The sequence below is a fragment of the Paenibacillus sp. J31P190 genome, from assembly GCF_059692075.1.
The window spans coordinates 371,668-387,531 of sequence record NZ_JCAUAS010000003.1; the positions used below are offsets into that span (position 1 = coordinate 371,668).

Genomic DNA, 15,864 nt, shown 5'->3' on the forward strand with positions numbered 1-15,864 from the left:
GCAGCGGCTCTCCCCACTTTACTAGAATCTCACGGCGAAAGGAGAGATATCATGCGTAAAGCAGGGGAAGCAACCTTCCAAATACGCTTCAAGCGCGATTTTCTGCTGAATAAATATTTATACCTGATGATGGTTCCCGTTCTGGCTTACTATATTATCTTCCATTATGCGCCGATGTATGGAGCCTTGATTGCGTTTAAAGAGTATACCCCTAATAAAGGCATTCTGGGTAGTAGCTGGGTTGGCTTCCAACACTTTAATGATTTCTTCAGCAGCTATTATTTCTGGCGAATTCTCAAGAATACTGTTATTATTTCCCTTTACTCGCTATGTTTTGAATTCCCAGCTCCGATTATTTTGGCGATTCTTATTAATGAGCTTACGAATAAAAAGTTTCAACGCTTCGTTCAGACGGTCACCTACATGCCGTATTTTATTTCACTCATCGTTATTGTCGGGATGATCAAAGATTTTACAAATAACGGCGGTTTAATTAATAACTTTCTGACTTACTTTGGCTTCAATGATACGGCAATGCTGCAGAAACCCGAATTGTTCCGAACGATCTATATTTTATCAGAAATATGGCAAAAAATCGGATGGGAATCCATTATTTATCTAGCCGCACTCATGGGCATTGACCAGGAGCAATACGAAGCGGCGAAAATGGACGGAGCCAACAGAATCAAGCAAATTTGGCATATTACCTTACCGGGCATTCTACCAACTATTGCGATCATGTTCATTCTACGCATGGGGAATTTATTGAACGTAGGCTTTGAGAAAATCATTTTGCTCTATAACCCCAGCACCTACGATACGGCGGACGTTATCTCTTCTTTCGTTTATCGCAAAGGGCTCATAGAGTTTGGTTGGAGCTACAGCTCAGCGGTTGGTTTATTCAACTCTGTGATTAATCTAGCCTTACTCATTGCAGCAAACAAAATAAGTAAAAAGATAAGTGAAAACAGCTTATGGTGATGGAGGTGGTGTTGAGATGAAAACGAGCTATTCGGACAGATTATTCGTCACGTTAATCCACATCTTGTTGCTTATGCTTGTTGTTGTTACCCTGTATCCTCTTCTTTATGTCACCTTTGCTTCGTTTAGCAACGCTGGTCAATTGATCACGCATAAAGGGTTCCTGTTTAAGCCTCTGGGCTTCAGTTTAGAAGCTTACAAAAGTGTTTTTCATAACCCTGCTATTCTAAAAGGCTATCAAAATACGTTGTTTATCCTTTTCTTCGGCGTCATTACAAACCTTATTGTTACTGCTCTAGGCGCTTATGTGCTCTCCCGTAAAAATGTGATGTGGAATCGTGTCTTCATCTTCGTTGTTGTATTAACGATGTTTTTCAGCGGTGGACTTATACCGCTCTATCTGGTTGTAAAAGGCGTTGGTTTAATTGACTCGCTTTGGGCGACCATTTTGCCCTTTGCCGTCAACACATTTAATCTGATCATCATGCGCACGGCCTTCATGGCAGTCCCAGAAAGCTTGGAGGAATCTGCTAAAATGGATGGGGCCAATCATTTCGTGATTCTTTTTCGTATCATCATCCCACTCTCCATGCCTGTCATTGCCGTGATGATCTTGTACTATGCCGTTGAGAAGTGGAACGGGTGGTTCTATGCCTCTATCTTCTTGAAGGATCGTGACCTCTACCCGCTCCAGCTCACTTTGCGAGAAATATTAATAGCGAATAATACCGATTCCATGTCATCAGGGGCTAATGCGGCCGAGCAATTTCAAATAGGGGAAACGATCAAATATGCAACTATCATGATAGCCTCGGTGCCTATTCTAATCTTGTATCCCTTCGTGCAAAAGTATTTCGTCAAAGGCGTCATGATTGGCGCTGTCAAAGGGTAAAACAAAACGCCGTTCGCCTCTTAAATGAGGTGACGGCGATTTCTTTTATTCTAGACCGGCAGCTGCGGCTGTGTTGGGAAGCCATGAGGTCCTTGCCGATGCGTTGCTCTTTTTCTTCTTTTATACATCCATAGACCGGCAAGTGCCGTTAAGACAATGGCGATGATTCCTTCCGGACTAGGCATAGCCAAATAACTAAATTCTGCTTGCACGAGTATGAACTTTTTCAGAATCAACGTATCAATGAAGGCATTTCCAGCCATGTGCATGAAGACGGCAGGCCAAACGCTTCGAGTCATCAGCAGAATCTCACCGTATAGAACCGCCATAACGATTACGCCAAGCATCATGCGAGGGATATAGGTGATCATGCTTTCCGTGGTATCCACGAATAGAAATAAATAAGGAAAATGCCATACGCCCCAAATTAACCCCACGGCAATATGAACGATAAAACGATGATAACCAAGCGAATATAGCTTTGGAGCCAAATAGCCCCTCCATGCTAATTCCTCAAAAATGTTTTTGATGAGGCTTGGTACAAGAGCTAAGCCGACTGCCGTTAAATAATGAGAAGACATCGGCGACACATCCGTCCACCCCAAGCTTGAACTGATTCCGACAATCACCATTGTCATTAAAGGAAAGAATAACAGGCTGAATACATAGAGAAATACGTTTCCTTTGACTCGAGGTTTGATGCCGAAATCTTTCCACCCGTCTCCCATCCAACAGCGCAAAATGACCATGATTAGGAGGGGAGACACAATCCAAATCAATTGCCCCAGACTCCCATTCTCATCCGTTCCAGCCTGCAAATCAACCAGTCGTCCGACCCAACCGCAGCATAACGCAACAAGCGAGAAAATAATCACGTTCCTCAGCGTCCTGTTATCTTTCATTTTCAAGATCCCAGCTCCTCTTTTATTTTCTGCGCATACTTCTCGTACCACGCCTTCAAGAATTCATAATAATCACTTCCGAACTCCAAAGTATCCAGCCTGCTTTTCACCTTCGGGTTGTTGAGAAGCTCTTGGTTTTTCCCGAGTTGTTCCCGATTCATTTGCTGAAACATCTTCAATGTGGACCGGACTGTTTCGATCTCATTCAAGTACGCTTCGATGAGTTCTAGTTTTCTGGAATCTTCGACGTAGTTGAAGAAGAACATTTTGACAAGTGCCGGATCCCTTGGTTTGTCTAAAGCAATCGGCTCACCAGCCCAACTTAGGAATTCCTTTTCTCCTTCTTCTGTGATCGAGTAAACCTTCTTGTTCCTCCCCCCCTGACGCACCTCCGTAAGATGAACATGCCCATTCTGAACGAGTTTCTTTAATGCTGGTTGTATGCTTCCTTGGCTGGAATTATAGAAAAATCCGGTGCTTGCCTCCATGCTTTTCTTAAGATCATAGGACGACTTATCCCCGTCCAGCAGCAAACCCAGAATGATTTTATCCTGCATGATGGACACCTCCTTTTATTTCTAACAGACATGTCTACTAGACATATATAAAATAGATATTATTCCCTTTTTTCGCTTCTGTCAACATAGTTACACTTTTAAACCCTACACCATCACACAAGCAAACAAGGGAACCCCTGAGGATTCCCTTGTATTCAATCATGTAAGCCAGATTACTTACGATCATTAATAGCTTTAATGATTTCTACAGGAATTTTCGGCTTTCTATCATAGGTTAGAAGGCCATTAATTTCCTGCTCAACGTCAGTTAACTGCGTGTAACAGTATCCCTGTACAACACCGGAGTTTAGCAGAGGACGTATGACAGCGCGCAGCTTTTTCTCATAATCCTCGTCATTATCCGCCCCGGAATATCCCCAACCTTCCCATTCGCTTTTCTTGTACGCAATACCGCCAAATTCGGTAACAAGAATCGGTTGTCCTTCGTAAGGGAAGCCTTCAACAAATAAGCGGCGATTCGCTGGCATCGCATGAACGGCTTTATCGCTAGAACTGTAGCGCTCTTCCAACACATCTTCACGCCACTCATAATCATGAATGGTGAACAGATCCGTTTTCACTAGCTCCCACCCATCGTTAGACACAACTGGACGCATCGGATCAAGCGATTTGGTCAAATGATACATGGTCAGCGCATGCTGCTGCTGCAATTTATCGATTTGAATATTAGGCACCCCCCAACTCTCATTCAAAGGAACCCAAGCAATAATGGAAGGATGGTTGTAATCGCGATCCATAGAAGCTATCCACTCATTCGTAAATCGACTCACATACTTCTCTGTATATTCGTACGCATTAGCCGCCTCACTCCAAACGACAAGTCCGAGCTTATCGCACCAGTAGAGAAATCTTGGATCCTCCAGCTTTTGATGTTTCCGCGCGCCGTTAAAGCCCATTGCCTTCGTTAACTCGACATCTTGCTTGATCGCTTCATCACTAGGCGGCGTCAAATTGCCATCTGGGAAATAACCCTGATCCAGAACCATTTTCAAAAAATAAGGGCGGTTGTTCAAGCATAATTTACCGTCTTCGATGGATACCTTACGCATGCCGAAATAACTCGTTACCACATCTACAGCTTGATTATCAACCAGCAGCGTGAACGTGACGTCATATAGATTTGGATGCTCCGGTGTCCACCAGGCACCAAGTCCATGATCGTTGAAATCATTCAGACGAATTTTTCTCGCCCCAGAGCTGCTTCTCATCCCATACGTATCTTCAGAAACGAGTTCTCCATTAAATGAAATCTCTACTTTCAGCTGTTGCTTGGCATTTGCGTCAGAACCCTGGATAAAGAATTGGAATTCCACTTGTTTCTCATCGATATCCGGGGTAATTTTCACTTTATCCAAGTAGCCGTCGGCAGATACCGCTTCCATCCATACGGTTTGCCAGATACCTGTTGTTCTAGTATAGAAAATACTTGCCGAATCCGTATGCCAATATTGCTTCCCTCTCGGCAGTGTAACATCTTTGCTATAATCAACTGCTTTGATAACCAGCTTGTTCGTTCCAGCCTGAAGCGCATCCGTGATGTCCGCATGGAAAGGGGTATGCCCGCCCTCGTGCTTAGCAACCAGCACCCCATTTACCCAAACCGAAGCTTCGTAATCCACCGCTCCAAAGTGAAGCAGAATCCGTTTATTCTGGAATGCTTCGGGCAGAGTTAGATCTCGGCGGTACCATACAACATCGTGAAACTCATTACTCCCGATGCCGCTCAATTTACTTTGAAAAGCGAATGGCACTTGAATGGTCTTGGATAACTTTCTATTCCCTAAATGCCACTTCTCTTTACTGCCCACACGATCATCATCAAATTCAAACTCCCATTCGCCATTCAGATTGATCCAGCTATCTCTTACAAATTGAGGTCTAGGATATTCAGCTCGTGGTTGGTTCGTCATCGTTCATCATTGCCTCCATATAATTAATTTAAAAGTTAACTAAATAACGTGAATAACTCTTAGATTATTATCTAATCAAGCTTCCACATTGTCAATATGCGTTATTCAATTAACTTTTAAGTTAATAAAAAAAAGAACACCTCTTCTCAGAGGTGATCTGTTCCTTTTTATTACATAGTTAATCGATGTATCCGGCAAATCCCTTTTTCATTAAATAGTCCATCTCAGCTTCCAAAATGCTATCTACCGCCAGTTCTGTCAATTTCACATCGGGTCTGCCCAGAATATGATCGATCAGTTCATCGCTATCAATATCAACTTCCCCTTTGGTATTTTCTTCTGCTTTGACAATAAAATCCTTCTCATACTTCAATACCAATTGAATTTGCTTAGGATCAGCCTTCGTTTTGTCTACGATGAATTGTAATAGCTCTTGTTCGTTTAATTGCTCCGTCATATGATGTCATCTCCTAATGGTTGTTTATGACTATTGTAGCACAAAACCTTATTGCAGAAGCCTGAGTATTAACTTGCTAAAAGGTTGAAAAACAAAAGTAATGAAATCTAAGGGGTTAGGCAACTTCATATGTAAACTTTGGGCAATACTTAGTACTGTACCTAATAATAATAAACAACAAACAATTACGAACTCTTTAACCTTCCTTTTCTTCAGAAGCGATGGAATTTCCAGTATCGCGATAACTGTAGTTATCGAAAGTATCGCAGCAATATTCCACATTTAGCTCATTCCTTTGTTTTTTGTACCAGTGAATCATTCACGGTGCCCACACGACGAATCTTCACTTTTGTATTCAAATGTACGGGTAAATCAAGAAATGTCTCCTTCCAGTTGCCTTTGTTTTTGTCCCAATATTTAGGATCCGCGCGATACATCGCTTCGCCAAAGCCGAAAATATCCACATCATATTTTTTAGCTTTTTGAATAGCGGAATCAACAATCTTTTCCACCTCTTTTCCCTCTATTTTCTCCAGTTCCTCTACACGTTTGGGATCCATAAGATCGATTTTGCATTGGACTTCGCCCACATTCTCCTCAAGGGAAATATCAACATCAATTTGCGGTTTGCCATTCTCCACTTTCCCTTTCATTTTCGACTTAGTTCGCACCACTTCTACTGCTAAAATACCGCCTTTTGGGCAAGTAATATGTCCGATTGTGCTTTTAACGTTGTTTAAAATGTAATTGTATCCTTTACTTTCTTGTTCATTAAGCCAGCCGACAAGCTTATCATTTTTAAAAATTGCTACACCTGAATATTGAAGGTAAGTAGTAGGGTCTGTTCGGTTCACATGACTCAATGTATGACCTTTTCTAGGATCACCCTTGATTTGTATGCCTGTTAACACAGGATCTTTTCCCTCTGTCTGCAGATCAGAAATTAAATTATCTAATCTTACTTTTACCGTAGGCGCCCAAGTCTTTTCTGACACCTCTAACGTAGTGAACAAATTATTTGAGGGAATTTTCTCGAGGGGGGTAAGCGTTTTTAATATATTCTCAGCCGTTGTTCCTTTGGCTACGACAATATAGAAATCAGTTCGCATTTCATGATTTCTAGAAATCCCATCCAGAATAGGCGTAATGCCTTCCCTTGCCAATTCTTCGCTGATCACAAGAATCCGAAGATGAGATGAATATACCTTCCTCGGACTTTGTGTGGCTATTTTTCTTAAAGCTTCAAAGATGGTCTGGGATGTAGCTTTAAAGGTGCTTACAGGTATTGTCACTCCCGTTCCGCCCCTTTTTGAAGCGACTGCACCAGGGTTAACTATTTGAATCGTCACCTGCACTTGATCATCTTTTTTGTCAAAACCCATACCAACCGATATGGCAAGATCATTAAGTTCACTCCGACTCCAGCATCCCGTGAGTAATACAATCATGAGGAGCAAAACAACAAACGGTATGACACATCTCCGCATTATAGATGACTCCTTTATCTAGGGCCTGGTTTCAGGCTTATTCGAGGAAGCATTGTTTTCTCGAATGTTATTTTTCTGACTGATGAGTCGAGGCCTAGTAGTTAACGCCCATTGCGGTAAGCGAAATATCGTATCTTTCTGATCCGCAGAAATAAACGGTGCCACTGGAGACATATAAGGAACACCGAAGGACCTTAAACTGCACAAATGAAGAACGATTGCGATAACCCCCACAGTAACGCCATACAAACCGAAGGAAGCTGCAATAAGCATTAAAAGAAATCTTAAAATCCGAATCGTAATCCCCATATTAAATGAGGGAATGACAAAATTAGAAATGGCCGTAATGGCAACTATAATCACCATCGCAGGAGACACCAAACCAGCTTCTACTGCCGCTTGGCCGATGACTAGCGCCCCTACAATTGAAACGGCTTGTCCGACCGTCTTCGGTAACCTCACACCCGCTTCTCGAAGAATTTCGAACGTTATTTCCATGACGACCGCTTCGATAAAAGCGGGGAAAGGGATCCCTTCTCTTTGAGCGGCTAAACTGATCAGAAGAGTGGATGGCAGCAGTTCTTGGTGAAAGGTGGTTATGGCTATGTATAAGGAGGGAGCCAACAAAGATATAAAAAAACATATGTAACGTAGAAAACGAAGAAGTGTTGCAAAATCCGCTCGTTGGTAATAATCCTCTGCAGATTGATAAAATTGAGTGAATAAAGCAGGTGCCATAAGAACAAAGGGAGTGCCATCGACAAGAATAGCAATACGCCCTTCCATTAAGCCGGCTGCGATAACATCGGGGCGTTCCGTATTGTACAAAGTAGGAAAAGGGGTGTATGTTTCGTCCTGGATCAACTCTTCGATATTGTTGCTTTCAAAAATCGCATCAATATCGATGCGTCCGAGCCGAATTCTTGCTTCCTCCACTAGCTTGTCATTCACAATGCCATTCATATACATGACGGCGACCTCCGTCTTGCTCACACGTCCGATTGTCATGGATTCCATCCATAAGTTAGGGTCTTTTATTTTACGTCTGATAAGTGCGGTGTTGGTGCTTATTAGCTCGGTAAACCCTTCCCGCGGTCCCCTCACAACCGATTGGGTGGTTGGTTCTTCGACGGATCGATGCTCCCCGCCTTGTGTATTCGCTGCCAACCCCCGTACACTGCCATCCAGCAAAATAACCGTTGACCCCGATAAAATAGACTGATATAAGGATTCAAAATTGGGAATTTCGTGAACTTGACCGAGTGTGCTCATGGCATTTCTTAAAGCATTAAGCGGGAACTCACTTGAATCCACTTTTAGATTTTCGGTGAGCAGGGTTTGAATGGAAGTTGGACTAATCAGTCCATTGATGTAAATGACGCCAATATGAATCGGATCTGCTCCATTCAGAAGCATGGTCTGCATAACAATATCGTTACTATTTCCAAAATCTTTCTTGATCTTGTCAAAGTTAAGTTTTATTGACTCCTCAAGTGATTCCTTTGAGATCGTTGAGCCACTTTGGTAGAGCCTTGTGTCCGTTGATCGGTTATCGTTACTCCGAAAAATTTTCTTGATGAACTCCACGGTATCCCAACCTATTCAAGTGATCTTCGTTTTTGTCATTGACTTTCGAATTGCTGAAACCCCTAAGATGAGGAGAGGGTACAGAAGTCCAATCGTTAGAGCGTAAGGGATATAAGATTTGCTATCAAATTCTGCCATATAAGCAACATTCGGATATACAACGAGCGAATAAACAACCAGAATCATTCCTGAAGGAAGAACAAGCGGGCGATAATCTTTTACATTCAAAATTTGAGCTAGTCCCATAACGAAACCATAAAAATAAAAGGTTGTCTTGAAATAAACGGTTAGAAACCATATTCCCGCGATAAGAATTTCAATTCTTTCAAAAAAATCACCAATGCTTATCTGTTTGGCTAATGCATAGCTTGGAAACATTTGTCTTAAGGTCGTTTTAGTTCCCAATACCGATATACACAAAAAGGTAATAATTACTATACAAGCTCCACCTAATAATGTAGCAATCAGGAACGCTTTTTTTCCTTTTTGAAAGTGATTGACATGTGCCGGGAATACCATGAGCAGCACGATAAAGGGAAGTGCAGAAGTCCCAATAAAGGATAGGGCTGCCTTGATCAAAGGTTTACTTCCCACTGAAAATATAGGCTGCAATTTTTCAAATTGAATCTCTGGCAATAACGTTACGACCAGAATAATAAAAAGTAGTATGATCCATGGGAAAAAAATCTCTGCCGCTCGTATTAAAGTTTCGAGTCCAAGTCGTATACCCATTACAACCACAATGGCGAAAATAATATTGATGTATTGAATGGGTGTCTCAGGCATGACTTGTGTGTTCACAAAATTCCCCATATAAAACAAGACCGTGGCAGCTCCGATAAAAGAAAAGCTAACAAAGAATAGGGACAGTAACTTCCCTAACCATTTTCCAAACAGTTTTTCATTATATTCAGTTAAGGTCATGTTTGGGAAATAACTACCAACCTTGTTGTATAAGCATACGATTAACAAACTTAAGCTAACCCCAATAACTGCTGCGAGCCAGGCATCTTGTTTAGCATCAGCTGCAAGTCCCGATGGAATAACTAAGATTGTAGTCCCAATCGTGTATATCATCACAAGTACAGCAAATTGGCGTACGGATATTTTAACGTCTTTCAACATATAATTCCCTCACCTAGCGATTCCATTTATTGATACTATTCCCATATTCCCATAAATCATTAGCAAGATATGGATTTTCTAATTGTTTCACATCCTGATTAGCATTAAAGTATAAATAAAAGGGGGGCTTGTATGAATTTGGATTTACGCGTTGAAGCACTGGAAATGAAGGTCAAAGAACTCGAAGAACAACTGAGCATCCTGATTGAAAAAACCACCAAGTCACAAGATCAGCAAGTACATACGACGCAACCGACATTTGGTCAAAAATTTCCATCTACGCAGCAGCACCGTCAGCATGAGGTGACAATACCCATCAAGCAACCGGCGCCACCAAGGGATTGGGAGCATTTGATCGCTCGCGTCTGGCTGCCGCGGATTTTCATTGTCGTCTTTCTGTTAGGTGTCCTATGGGGCTTTACAGCTGCCGTTAATGCGGGAATTATCACCGAACCAGTTCGCTGCATACTGGGCGTCATCGTCGCTGGCTTCATGTATTGGCAAGGAGAAGTCCAAATTCGCCGCAAACGCATGGCTTTGGGGCAAGTGCTGCTCGGCGGATCCAGCGGGGTCCTTATTTTATCTCTTTTCGCAGCGCATATGCTATTCACATTGATTCCGCCCACACTTGCGTTCGTTCTATATGTCGTTTCTATTGCTGCAAGCGTATTTACTGCAGTCCGTCATCGCTCACAAGCACTCATGATCATTACCCTGCTCGCCGGTTATCTTGTGCCTTTTCTAGTCGACTCAGCCAAACCAAATATTTGGGTATTTGCAGGCTATGAAGGGTTATTTTCAATGGTCATGATCGTTTTATCGTTACATTATTCCTTTCGTGGCGCTTATTTTACTGCGTTTGGAGTCCTTCATCTGCCATTACTCTTTTCAACTCTGTTTACAGATGACACCGGCAGCCGACCCGCGATCCTTACCGTCGTTATTTTGCAGCATTTGCTCCTTTTTGCGATTTCAATTCTCCGTTCCAAAGACAGCCTGATTGGGCAGCGAATCACATTATTCCTAAGTTTCGGCCTGCTCGCAGCGTGGACGTACGGCCTATATGGCGGTTCCAAAGATCGTATCTTCTATGAATGGATGCTAGCGATATGGTCGCTTCTCTATAGCGGTACTTCTTTCTGGCTGTTTCGTCAAAAGAGAGCTTTTTCCGCTCAGCTATCCATTGCAACATTTAGCATTTTCCTTTGGCTCATTTACGTGCTGCACGCGGATCAAGCCGGCTCCGCCATTCTTGTAGAGGGTGCAATTGCGCTATGTTTAGGGGCTAAATTCAAAAGCAAGCTGCAGCAAATTAGCGGGGTAATCACTTATTTCATTGGGATGTTATTCGTCCTCACTCATCCGATACGTCATCTAGTATCAGACGAATCCTTTGCGTGGCTTGTACTCGTGGCAACAATTGGCGGCCTGTATGCTTTCTACCGTGCTACACTTGAAGAAGGCCGCGCTCGAACTGAAATTAGTCTTATCCTGTTATGGATGGAGTTAATTCTCTTACTTGTCTATCTCTCACAACTGACCAATTCACTAACACGATCGATCACTTACGATTACCAGCATTTGATACTTTCAGCTGTGTGGGTTGTTTACGCCATTCTGCTCATTGTCTTTGGACTCATTGTCCAAAAGCCTAAAGCCAGGCTTGTAGGTATCATCTTCTTATTCGTAACCTTACTCAAAATTATTTTCATCGATTTACCTGATGTATCAACGGCTGTTCGCGCCATCCTGTTCATTGGACTTGGAGCCATTGGCGTTGGTATTTCAAGATTGTTTTATAAGCGTAAGGAATGATGGGCTAAAATGGTTGCCAGGTGGGAACATTCATTGTTTGATAGGTGGGAAACCATGTGACGTGCTCCTTTATTGGAGGGTAGTGTAAAGTTTGGTGCGAGGGCAGGTAATAGAACAAATTTGTTCAAATACATATAAAAAGGTGGGCAAATCCACTGGATTATAGGTCTGCTTGAAAGCGAAGCTCTGTGGAGTGATTTCGAACATTTAGATTGCAAATCTGAGGATCGAGGGGAACGAGGAGGCGTTATTTCGGTGATTAAGTCGATGCGGGACCCGCACGCGGAACGTAGGAGCCTTATTTTGCCGTTTTACCAGTTTTTCCACCTCGAAAGCGGGAAATAGAGGCTCCTCGTTCCGTGAAAACGTGAATTACGCGGTTTTGAGAAAAATAAAGCTTCTACGTTCCGCTAAAATCTGGTGATGCCGGGTGCGTGTTGAGTTTGGGATCCCCTTCCATTTCCGTTTTCATTTTACAACACTTATCCAAAGATCGGCATCTATCATTATTTCCTATACAACAAAAAAAAGCCGCCTCGAGCCAATACTCGAGGCGGCTTTTCAACAAAACTATGAAAGATCAAATGCCATTAAATCTCTAGCCATCGTGATCCGACCCGAGTAGATATCTCGCATACCTTCGGTATAATCGGCCTCGGCTTCATAATTAGCCGCAGGCGCAGGGATATGGTGGGTGAGCACCAGATGGGCAACCCCAGCTGCACGAGCGATTTCAGCGACCTCCAGCGTAGTTGAATGATACTTTGCAGGATTGGACAAGCCAATCGTCTGCTCGGGAAATTTGGCAATAAGCGCGTCCAGCCACGTTTTGTTGTAAGATTCATGTACAAGTAAATCGACACCTTGACTATGTTTGACCATATTTTCAACAGGAATCGTATCCCCCGAAATGACAACCGATTTGCCGTTGTATTCGAATTTATAAGCAATAGCTGGATAAACAGGCTTATGATCCACTTCGAAAGCGGAAATTTTAACACCACCCTGGTCGTAAACAATACCCTCATTGCTTTCAAAGTATTGAATGTCCGCCCCTGCCCCGGCTGAGAAATTATAATTCACCCGTAGATTCACGTCGAAATCAAAAGACTCTCTCATTTTACTTATGATCGCTTTCGTCGTCGTTGGTCCATACACATTCATTGGACCTTTACGCCCTTCAAATACCCGATCCGCAATTACGTGTGTTCGCCAGCTAGTAATGAATACATCGAAAAATCCGGAATTATGATCGCTATGATGATGGGTGAAAAAGACATCCGAGATCCGCTGCGGCATGATACCCGCCTTAATCAGTTGATCAACGGTCGCACCGCCGCAATCGAACAGGAAGGTTTTATCCCCTGCAAGAATGGCGACGCCTGCTTTGGCTCTACCATAGAAGGCTCTCGGTGTACCCGTGCCTAGTATCACTACTTTGATATGCTCATGAAAATCAGGCAATAGGTTTTCCTGCGGTTGTATATGCAAATGAATGACCTCCTAAGTAAACTATAATTATTTTTCTTTTTTCACTTCATTCAAAAGCGTTAGATCCAGAAATTTGCTGAAGTCCAGTTCTTCCGCTTTCACTTTTAAATATCCAGCATCAAATGAGGCTTTAGCCTGCTCGTTAATATCCTCTAAGGTGATATCTTCCGTTAGTTTCAAATGATCGATGGCCGCTTTAATGAGCGCCGGATCCATCCCTTTTCCGGTTAACTGCTTTAATTCATCGCTAATCAGACCATAGGCTTTACTCGGGTTTTGCTGAATGAATTCGATACCTTGTTTGTTGGCTTTCACGGCTTTTTTGGCCAAATCACGGTGTTCTTTGAGAAATTTATCGCTCGCTACGAGAATCGTTAACGGGTAATTCCCGTCTTTTGGCGGGATTTTATTCCAATCGACTAAAATCGTTCCGGAACCTTCTTGAATGATTTGTGTCCCCCAAGGTTCTGCAATTAATGTGGCATCCACTTCTTTCTGCCGTATCGCAACTAATGTATCTGCTGGAGCTCGTGTAACGATTTGTACACCGGAAGTATCTGTGGATACTTTTAATCCTTCCTGTTTCAGCAGCAAGCGAAGTGATAGATCAGGTGTGCCGCCTTTGGCCGCAACAGCCACAGTTTTACCTACGAGATCCTTAACCGACTGGATGCCAGCATCCTTACGAGCCACCAATACCGCTCCACCATTATTCGCGCCAGAGATCACCTTGATATTTTTACTTTTCAAATATTGATTAATGACCGGTCCCGGGCCTACATAACCAAGATCAATCTGATCGGTCGCAATCGCCGTTGCGAAGTCCGCTCCATTGTCAAAAGCCGTGACTTCAATCTTGGCATTTTGGCCAAAGCCTTGTTGGAAGTAGTTATTTTGCAGTGCTACAAATCCCGGAGCATGTGTAACATTTTTCAAAATACCAATTTTCACGGTTGTACTCGAAGCACTTGAAACGGCTTCTTTACTCTGTCCGCAAGCTGACAACAGCAGTGCTCCGGTTAATATCAAACTCATGACCCATCCTAATTTTTTCAAATTAATTCCCCCTTATTTGTTCTATGAAATGCTATTTATTTCTTAAGCTGAAAGCGAAGCACGATTTTATCTTCTAACTGTTTGAAACAAAAATGATCCGAAATTGTACCTATAACGGCGATAATAATGACCACGCACAGAATGGATGCCGTATCCCCAAGCCCGCGTCCATCCTGCAGCATTTGCCCGAGACCCACTCCCTTAGCAATAAGCTCCCCAGCTACAAGTGCCCGCCAAGCAAAGGCCCAAGCCACTCGGATTCCTGTGATCCAATGGGGAAATGCCGCCGGCAGCTGAACTTGAAAGAACAAACGATATCCGCTGCCTGTTCCTAGCATTTGCGCAGCTCTTAGATGAATCGGTGAAATGTTCAAAATCCCCGTCCTGCTCGCCATGGACATCGTCCAAGTCGCACCAATCGTTGTAATGAAAATGACGGAAGTATCATTAAGTCCAAACCAAATAATCGCGAAAGGAAGCCACGCTATACTCGGAACCGTCTGAAGGGCAACAACCACAAAGCCGAAGGTTTCGTCAAAATACCGATAACGGGCAAATAAATAGCCTAAAATCGTACCAAGTCCAATTGAAATCGCGAATGAAATGAGCAAGCGACGTAGACTAGCTGCAATCGCGTTAAGGAGATGCCCCTGGGTAAAGCCATCATAAAAGGCTTGAAAGGTTTGCAGAGGTGAAGGAAACTTCCACCCCCACTGAAAAACCCTAAATCCCAACTCCCATATGATCAGCAGAAGAATTAGAAATAGGGTTCTTCTTAAGGCTGTATTCATGGCCGAGCTCCTCTCTGACTACCTTCTCGAGCTCATCCGTCAGAGCTTCCATAATTTTATTTTCCAAGGCATGAATGAGCGGATCGCCGCTTTGATGAGGCCTTGCTGCTTGTACGGCAAATTCCTTCTTGACCCTGCCTGGCTGCGTCGCCATCACGATAACCCGATCTGACAAAATGACAGCTTCGCGAATGTTATGTGTAATAAATAAAATCGTTTTACCTGTTTTCAGCCAAATTTCTTCCAAATCCTTCAGTAAAATAAACCGCGTTTGTTCATCCAAGGCGGCAAAAGGTTCATCCATCAACAAGATGTCGGGATCCATAACGAGTGCCCTGGCAATGGCTACTCTTTGTTTCATTCCCCCGGATAGCTCGTGTGGATAACGATCGACAAACTTGCTCAAGTGAACAGCTTTAATCTGCTCAAAAGCGAGTGCATAGCGTTCTTTCTTCGATAACCCCTTTTGCTTCAAACCAAAGGCGACATTATCGAGCACCGTAAGCCAGGGAAATAGGCCGTGCTCTTGGAAAACAACGATCCGATCAGCCCCGGGTGCCGTAACCTTTTGCCCACCCACGGTAATGGTGCCGCCACTTACTTTTTCAAACCCAGCTATCAGGTTCAAAAGCGTTGACTTCCCACAGCCTGAGGGGCCTACCACGGAGACGAATTCCCCTTTCTTAATCGTGAGCGAAACGTGATCCAACGCCGTATAGGTAGTGCCTTTCCGCTGCGAAAAGGATTTATTCACATTGTTTATCGTAATCATTTGAATACCCTCCAGACCTC

At 43.2% G+C, this 15,864-nt stretch carries 14 protein-coding genes; 3 read left to right on the plus strand and 11 right to left on the minus strand.

Features of this window, described 5'->3' with window-relative positions; translation table 11 throughout:
• Positions 1-51: 51 nt before the first annotated feature.
• A complete protein-coding gene (locus AC58U0_RS08775; protein ID WP_497378618.1) occupies positions 52-981 on the plus strand; it encodes an ABC transporter permease in 930 nt (309 codons plus the stop codon).
• A 16-nt stretch (positions 982-997) separates the two neighbouring features.
• Positions 998-1,873, plus strand: coding sequence for a carbohydrate ABC transporter permease (locus AC58U0_RS08780; RefSeq protein WP_497378619.1), 876 nt, complete (start codon positions 998-1,000; stop codon positions 1,871-1,873).
• 50 nt (positions 1,874-1,923) lie between these two features.
• Here the strand turns inward: AC58U0_RS08780 and AC58U0_RS08785 are convergent, their stop codons facing one another.
• The 7 genes from AC58U0_RS08785 to AC58U0_RS08815 all read right to left on the minus strand — a co-directional run bounded on the left by AC58U0_RS08785 (position 1,924) and on the right by AC58U0_RS08815 (position 9,919).
• On the minus strand, positions 1,924-2,775 hold the full coding sequence (locus AC58U0_RS08785; protein WP_497378846.1) for a CPBP family glutamic-type intramembrane protease: 852 nt from the start codon (positions 2,773-2,775) through the stop codon (positions 1,924-1,926).
• Positions 2,776-2,777: 2 nt separating this feature from the next.
• Positions 2,778-3,332, minus strand: coding sequence for a PadR family transcriptional regulator (locus tag AC58U0_RS08790; protein ID WP_497378620.1), 555 nt, complete (start codon positions 3,330-3,332; stop codon positions 2,778-2,780).
• Between the two features lie 173 nt (positions 3,333-3,505).
• A complete protein-coding gene (locus tag AC58U0_RS08795; RefSeq protein WP_497378622.1) occupies positions 3,506-5,263 on the minus strand; it encodes a glycoside hydrolase family 2 protein in 1,758 nt (585 codons plus the stop codon).
• Positions 5,264-5,441: 178 nt separating this feature from the next.
• On the minus strand, positions 5,442-5,720 hold the full coding sequence (locus tag AC58U0_RS08800) for a hypothetical protein (protein WP_497378623.1): 279 nt from the start codon (positions 5,718-5,720) through the stop codon (positions 5,442-5,444).
• A 287-nt stretch (positions 5,721-6,007) separates the two neighbouring features.
• Complete coding sequence (locus tag AC58U0_RS08805) at positions 6,008-7,207, minus strand: Ger(x)C family spore germination protein (protein WP_497378624.1); 1,200 nt, start codon at positions 7,205-7,207, stop codon at positions 6,008-6,010.
• Between the two features lie 18 nt (positions 7,208-7,225).
• Positions 7,226-8,794: a spore germination protein gene (locus tag AC58U0_RS08810; RefSeq protein WP_497378625.1), complete on the minus strand. Its 1,569-nt coding sequence runs from the start codon at positions 8,792-8,794 to the stop codon at positions 7,226-7,228.
• A 15-nt stretch (positions 8,795-8,809) separates the two neighbouring features.
• Positions 8,810-9,919 (minus strand): GerAB/ArcD/ProY family transporter, encoded by a 1,110-nt coding sequence (locus AC58U0_RS08815; protein WP_497378626.1) that lies wholly within the window; start codon positions 9,917-9,919, stop codon positions 8,810-8,812.
• 132 nt (positions 9,920-10,051) lie between these two features.
• On the opposite strand from AC58U0_RS08815, the gene AC58U0_RS08820 reads away from it, so the two are divergent.
• Positions 10,052-11,734, plus strand: a complete 1,683-nt coding sequence (locus tag AC58U0_RS08820; protein WP_497378627.1) for a DUF2339 domain-containing protein — start codon at positions 10,052-10,054, stop codon at positions 11,732-11,734.
• 570 nt (positions 11,735-12,304) lie between these two features.
• On the opposite strand, the gene AC58U0_RS08825 is transcribed toward AC58U0_RS08820, so the two are convergent.
• From AC58U0_RS08825 to AC58U0_RS08840, 4 genes are read right to left on the minus strand one after another with little or no spacing between them, the layout of a single operon-like run.
• On the minus strand, positions 12,305-13,225 hold the full coding sequence (locus AC58U0_RS08825) for an MBL fold metallo-hydrolase (RefSeq protein ID WP_497378628.1): 921 nt from the start codon (positions 13,223-13,225) through the stop codon (positions 12,305-12,307).
• A gap of 27 nt (positions 13,226-13,252) precedes the next feature.
• Entirely contained in the window at positions 13,253-14,281 is a 1,029-nt protein-coding gene (locus tag AC58U0_RS08830; protein ID WP_497378629.1) for an ABC transporter substrate-binding protein, read from the minus strand.
• Positions 14,282-14,316: 35 nt separating this feature from the next.
• A complete protein-coding gene (locus AC58U0_RS08835) occupies positions 14,317-15,072 on the minus strand; it encodes an ABC transporter permease (RefSeq protein WP_063870883.1) in 756 nt (251 codons plus the stop codon).
• On the minus strand, positions 15,005-15,844 hold the full coding sequence (locus tag AC58U0_RS08840) for an ABC transporter ATP-binding protein (RefSeq protein WP_497378630.1): 840 nt from the start codon (positions 15,842-15,844) through the stop codon (positions 15,005-15,007). Before AC58U0_RS08840 ends, AC58U0_RS08835 begins: the two co-directional genes overlap by 68 nt.
• Positions 15,845-15,864 lie beyond the last annotated feature (20 nt).